The 6,000-nt window shown below is 72.0% G+C and carries 5 protein-coding genes and 1 pseudogene; 5 read left to right on the top strand and 1 reads right to left on the bottom strand.

Going from position 1 to position 6,000, the window contains the following annotated elements; all coding sequences use genetic code 11:
- Window positions 1–125: 125 nt before the first annotated feature.
- Window positions 126–1,124: a hypothetical protein gene (locus tag GA0115254_RS21340; RefSeq protein WP_256102715.1), complete on the top strand. Its 999-nt coding sequence runs from the start codon at window positions 126–128 to the stop codon at window positions 1,122–1,124.
- A 41-nt stretch (window positions 1,125–1,165) separates the two neighbouring features.
- Here GA0115254_RS21340 and GA0115254_RS21345 read toward each other — a convergent pair whose 3' ends face one another.
- Window positions 1,166–3,298 carry a S9 family peptidase gene (locus GA0115254_RS21345; RefSeq protein ID WP_093896878.1) on the bottom strand — a complete coding sequence of 711 codons (2,133 nt, stop codon included), beginning with the start codon at window positions 3,296–3,298 and terminating at the stop codon, window positions 1,166–1,168.
- Between the two features lie 166 nt (window positions 3,299–3,464).
- Here GA0115254_RS21345 and GA0115254_RS21350 point away from each other — a divergent pair, with 166 nt between their 5' ends.
- The 4 genes and pseudogenes from GA0115254_RS21350 to GA0115254_RS21370 form a co-directional block, all read left to right on the top strand.
- Entirely contained in the window at window positions 3,465–3,659 is a 195-nt protein-coding gene (locus tag GA0115254_RS21350) for a hypothetical protein (RefSeq protein WP_093896879.1), read from the top strand.
- Window positions 3,660–3,731: 72 nt separating this feature from the next.
- Entirely contained in the window at window positions 3,732–4,631 is a 900-nt protein-coding gene (gene mshB, locus GA0115254_RS21355) for an N-acetyl-1-D-myo-inositol-2-amino-2-deoxy-alpha-D-glucopyranoside deacetylase (RefSeq protein WP_093896880.1), read from the top strand.
- Window positions 4,628–5,071: a DUF6113 family protein gene (locus GA0115254_RS21360; protein ID WP_093896881.1), complete on the top strand. Its 444-nt coding sequence runs from the start codon at window positions 4,628–4,630 to the stop codon at window positions 5,069–5,071. Before mshB ends, GA0115254_RS21360 begins: the two co-directional genes overlap by 4 nt.
- Window positions 5,072–5,489: 418 nt before the next feature.
- Window positions 5,490–6,000 (top strand): annotated as a pseudogene (locus tag GA0115254_RS21370) (hypothetical protein); the annotation flags it as partial.

A 6,000-nucleotide genomic window follows, 5' to 3' on the forward strand; every position in this document is an offset into this window, starting at 1 on the left:
CGTACGGCCGTGCGGGTGCCGTGGACCGGCCGGGGTTCGTCAAGTCTCCCCGGCCGGTTGCCCGTTCGCGCACCACCTGGACAACTCCCTTGTCCGGCAAGCGGCGACGGTGGAGTATCGCTCGCGTGATACTCACACGGGGGGCCAGGATCACCGGCGCCGTTCTCTGCGTCCTGCTCGCGGTGATCGTCGCCGGCTGGCTCGTACGGGATGTCAAGGCCGTCGAGGAGCCCGCGGATCTGGTGCGGTACTGGGCCGGTTACTACGACGTGCGGCTCTCCGCGGTGCCCACCACCTCGGCCGATGATGTGGCGCTGCTCGTGGTGTATGTCGTTGCCGCCTTCGCGGCCCTGCGGTCCTCGGTGGCTGCCACCGCCCTGGTCGCCACCGGAGTGGTGACGCTCGCCATGCGGCTGCCCGGACTCTGGACCATCGGCGAGTCCGCGATGAGCGCCCGCTTCGCCGACGACCTCCGCACCCGCGCCCTGATCTGCGCCTTCGCGGCCCTCGCGGCGGCCCTCGCGCTCGTCATCACCGCGGGGGCCGGACGCAGACCGCCGCGTGACTTCTCCGAACGCACACCGACCCGGCCGGGCCCGGGCGCGAGTGTGACCGCCTTTCTGCTGCTGGGCGCCTCGGGGGCGGTAGTGATCGCCTGGGAGATCCGTCAGGTGGTGCGATTCCCCGACATCTTCCCGGAGTGGTACGTGGGCGGGGAGCGGCTCTTCCAGGGGCTGATCGACCCGCCGCCCGGCTGGGGCGACGCGGTCATCGCGCTGCTGTGTCTGTTCACGGCGGTGAGCGCGCTCTCCCGTGCCGTGCACGCACGGCCGTTCGGCCTGATCGCCGTCGGTCTGCTGCTGACCGGCGGGGTGACGGGAGTGTCCCGCGCCGTGCACTACAAGATGCTCGACCACTTCGGCGATCTGCCGATCGAGGACCAGCTCACTGTGGTGACCTGGTTCTTCGAGGCGGCCGTCGCCATGGTGGTGCTCATCGTGCTGGCCCGGCGCGGCTCCGCCGACGCCCCCGACCGGCCCCACCGGGGCCATGGGCAGGGGTACGGCCCACCGCTCGGCGTCTTCGGCCCGCCGCCCCCGTCCCAGCCACCGCCCGGCTGGTGACGGGCGCGGCCGGAAACGATCAGCGGGCGCCGCCGGTCAGGTCACCCCCGCAGCCCCAACGACCGCTTCAGGAAGTCCACCTGGAGCAGCAGCAGATTCTCCGCCACCTGCTCCTGCGGCGTCATGTGCGTCACCCCGCTGAGCGGCAGCACCTCGTGCGGACGCCCCGCCGAGAGCAGCGCCGACGACAGCCTGAGCGAGTGCGCGACCACCACGTTGTCGTCCGCCAGACCATGGATGATCAGCATCGGCCGGACCTGGTCCGCGGCCTCGGAGAGCCCCTCGTCCGTCAGCACCGAGTTGTGCGCGTACACCTCCGGCTGCTTCGCCGGGTCGCCGAGATAGCGCTCGGTGTAGTGGGTGTCGTACAGCCGCTGGTCGGTCACCGGCGCGCCCACCACCGCCGCGTGGAAGACATCCGGCCGCCGCAGCACGGCCAGGGCCGCCAGGTAGCCGCCGAACGACCAGCCCCGGATCGCCACCTTGCCGAGGTCCAGCGGGAACCGCCCGGCGAGCGCGTGCAGCGCCTCGATCTGGTCGTCGACGGTGAGGACGAGGTTGTTCTTCACAGCCTTCTCCCAGCCCGGCGAACGCCCCGGCGCGCCCCGGCCGTCCGCGACGACCACCGCGAAGCCCTGATCGGCGAACCACTGCGACGTCAGATGCGGATTGTGAGCGGCGAGCACCCGCCGGCCGTGCGGACCGCCGTACGGATCCATGAGTACCGGAAGCGGGCCATCCGACTCCTTGTACCCCTCGGGGAGCAGCACGGCGCACGGAATCCGCCGTGCGCCCCCCTCGGTGAGGTGCACCCGCGCCGACAGAACCGGCTCTTCCGCATGGCTTGCGACGGTGGCGATCCGCTTGCCGTCCCGGAGCACGTCGGCACGGGCCCCCGGCCGCGCCGGCGAGTGGGAGACCAGCACCGTCACGTCGCCCGCGCGGACGGCCGAATGCACCCCCGCCCCCTCGGAGACCCGCTCGACGCCCAGCTCATTGACCCGGTACACATGGCTCTCGCCGATCTCCGGCGCCGCCGCCTCCTCGCCCGCCGACGCCGAGACCAGGACATCCGACTCACCGATGTCCAGGACCGCCTGGAGCTGCAACTGCGCCCCGGTCAGCAGCCGGTCGCCGACCGCGAGCACCCGCGCCCCGCCCTCGTCCGCGATCCGCACGAGCCGCCCGTCCGGCGCCCAGGCGGGCACACCGGGGAAGATTTCCAGCCAAACCGGGTCCTCGTCGACATGTACCGTCCGCGTCGTACCCGTCTCCGTGTCCACCGCGAGGAAGACCTGGCTCTGCTGGTCCCGGGCCTGCACGAGCAGCAGGGGAGCCCCGGCCGACGACCAGTGCACCTGTGCCAGATACGGGTGGCGGGCCCGGTCCCACACCACTTCGGTACGCGAGCCGTCCAAGCCCATCACGAAGAGCCGCACCTCGGCGTTGGGCGTCCCCGCCGCCGGGTAGGCGACCTCGGCAGGCCTGCGGTCCGGGTGTGCGGGATCCGCGATCCACCACCGCTGGACGGGGCTGTCGTCAACCCTGGCGACCAGCAGCCGGTCCGACTCCGGTGACCACCAGAAGCCCCGCGAGCGCTGCATCTCCTCGGCCGCGATGAACTCCGCGAGACCGTAGGAGATGTTCGCGCCCTCCGGCTCCGCGAGCGCCCGGTCCCCGTCGCCCTCGGCGCCCACGACGCGCAGCGCGCCCTTCGACACATACGCGATGCGGCGCCCGTCCGGCGACGGCCTCGGGTCGATCACCGGGCCCGGCACCGGCAGCGCACGCGCCGTACCCGCCCGCAACTCCGCGACGTACACCTTCCCGGAGAGCGCGAAGGCGGCCAACTCGGCCGCCGCGTCGACCGCGTAGCCGACGATCCCCGATGAACCCTCACGGCTGCGCTCGCGCCGGGCCCGCTCCTGGGCCGACAGCCGCTCCGCCGAACCGCCGAGCAGCGTCTCGGGGTCGGCGACGACGCGCTCCTTCGGTGTACCGCCCGCAGGCAGATCCAGCACCCACAGCCGGCCCGTCCGGTCCGTGCCGGAGCCCGACCGCAGGAAGATCACCCGCTCCCCGTCGGGTGAAACGGTGAACGCACGGGGGGCGCCGAGGGTGAATCGCATCGTCCTGGCGTGCTGACGGGGAAACGAGATCTTCTGCGAAGTCATGAGCTCGAACCTAGTCCCCGACCGCCCGGTCGTGCGCCCCTCGTGCTGCTGTGCCCCGATCAATGCGGTGCCACGGATAGTTATGATCCGTAGCGCTTGGTGGGTATGAACCTGCTGGCTCCATGTGTGCTGCCCGTCCCGACCGTACTGATGGAGGTGAACCGCCGTGGCACTCTCGATTTCGGCGGTGGTGCTGCTGGCGATCGTCGTCTTCCTGCTGATCCGGAAATCCGGACTGAAGGGCGGACATGCGGTGGTCTGCGCACTGCTCGGTTTCTATCTCGCCAGCTCGTCCATTGCGCCCAGCATCTCGAACCTGACCACGAATGTGGCCGGGATGATCGGAAGCCTCAAGTTCTGAGAGCCGGCTCGTCGGCGGCTCGTGCGCGGGCGCGGTCGGACCAGGGTCTGCCCGGCTCGTAGGCTGGTCCCCATGACGGACCATCCCGCCCGGCGTCTGCTCCTGGTGCACGCGCACCCCGACGACGAGTCGATCAACAACGGCGCCACCATGGCCAGGTACGCGGCCGAGGGTGCCCAGGTCACCCTGGTGACCTGCACGCTCGGCGAGGAGGGCGAGATCATTCCGCCCGCGCTCGCCCATCTCGCGGCAGACCGGGACGACACCCTGGGCCCCTACCGCCAGGGTGAACTGGCCGCGGCGATGAAGGAGCTCGGGGTCGCCGACCACCGGCTCCTCGGCGGCCCAGGGCGCTTCCGCGACTCCGGAATGATGGGCGCCGGGCAGAACCACCGCCCCGGCGCCTTCTGGGACGCGGACGTGGACGACGCAGCCCGGTACCTCGTGGAGGTGATCCGCTCGGTGCGCCCGCAGGTCCTCGTCACCTACGACCCCGACGGCGGTTACGGGCACCCCGACCACATCCAGGCGCACCGCGTCGCGATGCGCGCGGCTGAGCTCGCCGCCGATCCCGCGTACCGCACCGGGGCGGGCGCGGTGCACACCATCGCCAAGATCTACTGGAACCGGGTGCCGCGTTCGGTCGCCGAGGAGGGCTTCGCGCGCCTGCGGGATACGGTGCCGGACGCCTTCCCGGGGATCGCCGCCATCGACGACGTACCGGGTGTGGTCGACGACACGAGGATCACCGCGCAGATCGACGGCTCCGCCCATGCGGCGGCCAAACGCGCGGCGATGCGGGCCCATGTCACGCAGATCGCCGTGGACGGCCACTTCTTCGCCCTCTCCAACGACCTCGGCCAGCCCGTCTTCACCACCGAGTACTACGAGTTGGTGCATGGCGTCTCCGGGGCGCCTCAAGGGGTGCGCGAAGACGACCTGTTCGCCGGTGTACCGGGGGCGGAACGATGAGCGGCAAGCAGCGCACACCGCGCACCGGTGCACCCTCCCGGGACGTTCGGGCCACCGGTCTCGCCGCGCCCCTCAACCCCGGGCGGATCGCCGCCCATGTGGGCCTCGCCGTTCTCGGCGCGCTCGTCGGGATCGCCGGGGCGCTCGTCCAAGCCGCCTGGTTCCCCGGCGGGTTGCTGCTCGCGCTGGCCGCCTGTGCCGGGCTGTTCTACGGCGGGCGCTGCGTCTTCGGCACCCAGCTCGGCGCCCTGGCACCCGCAGCGGGCTGGCTGATTTCGATCCTTCTTCTGCTCGGTGGACGACCGGAAGGCGACTATGTCTTCGGTGATGAAACGGGCCTCACCCTTTTCATGCTGGGCGGGATGGCGATCGCTGTGATCTGTGCCACCATGTCGCGGTCGCCTCAACCGGGCGCCGACAGCGGCCGACCTGGCAAGTAATGTGCCACGTCCGATCCCGTAATGCCCCTTGTCCGTTCGGTGGTCACGCAGTCGTTTCCCCCGGTCGCGGGGTGTCTGTCGGCGGCGGCCAGTATGGTGGTTCGCGCGCCGAGCCGTCCCCTGGCCTGCGGCATGGGGGAAGTACGGGCGGCGGAGCCAATCGGGAGAACCTGCTTTGAGTCGTGAAACTGACAGTTCGTCCTCCGGGCCCCAGGGGCGCGGGGGAGCCGCGTACCCCTCGGGGACGCCGCCGTACGGATCCCGCCAGTATCCGTCGCTGCACCCCTCGCAGGACGCCCCGGAGGGGGCCCCGGAGCCTGCGGACCCGCCTCAGCCCGAGGAGCCGAGGACCGAGACGACGCTGACGACGCGCATCCGGATCAACATTCCGGGCTCGCGTCCCATCCCGCCGGTTGTCATGCGTACGCCCATGAGCGACGCCGACACGGCCGAAGGCGAGCGCACGGGCAGCATCCCGCGCCCCGGCTCGCCCGCGCCGGGCGGTGCTTCGGGTGTGTCCGACGCCGGCCCGGGCGCCGAGGCGAGAGCCGGTTCCGCGCCCGCGGAACCGGCTGCCGACAAGCCGGCCAGGGAGAAGAGCGGCAGCGACTGGTTCGCCCCGCGCAAGGCCCCCACGAACACCTCGGTCGTCGGCGGCAGCGGCAGCGTCGCCGGTGGCGCCGACGGCCCCAAGGGCGAGGCGCCCACCCCGCCCCGCGCCGACCTTCCGTACTTCTCGGACGGCCCGCAGCGCACGGGCGACCAGGACGCACCCCGCCCCGGTGGCAGCGCCCTCGACGAGCTCGGCCACGGCGGCCCCGCAGCCGGCCCGCGTCCCACGCCGAACCTCGGGGTGCGTACGCCGGGCCCCTCCGGGCCCACCACGGGCCCGGTCACCGGCACCTCGTCCCGTCACCCCGGAACCTCGA

Source organism: Streptomyces sp. Ncost-T10-10d (assembly GCF_900091955.1).
In the GTDB taxonomy this organism is placed as follows: domain Bacteria; phylum Actinomycetota; class Actinomycetes; order Streptomycetales; family Streptomycetaceae; genus Streptomyces.

What these genes read in the sequence shown, in the direction of transcription:
- GA0115254_RS21345 (WP_093896878.1), bottom strand. Translation starts at nt 3,298, where the DNA reads ATGACTTCGCAGAAGATCTCGTTTCCCCGTCAGCACGCCAGGACGATG.
- mshB (WP_093896880.1), top strand. Translation starts at nt 3,732, where the DNA reads ATGACGGACCATCCCGCCCGGCGTCTGCTCCTGGTGCACGCGCACCCC.
- GA0115254_RS21360 (WP_093896881.1), top strand. Translation starts at nt 4,628, where the DNA reads ATGAGCGGCAAGCAGCGCACACCGCGCACCGGTGCACCCTCCCGGGAC.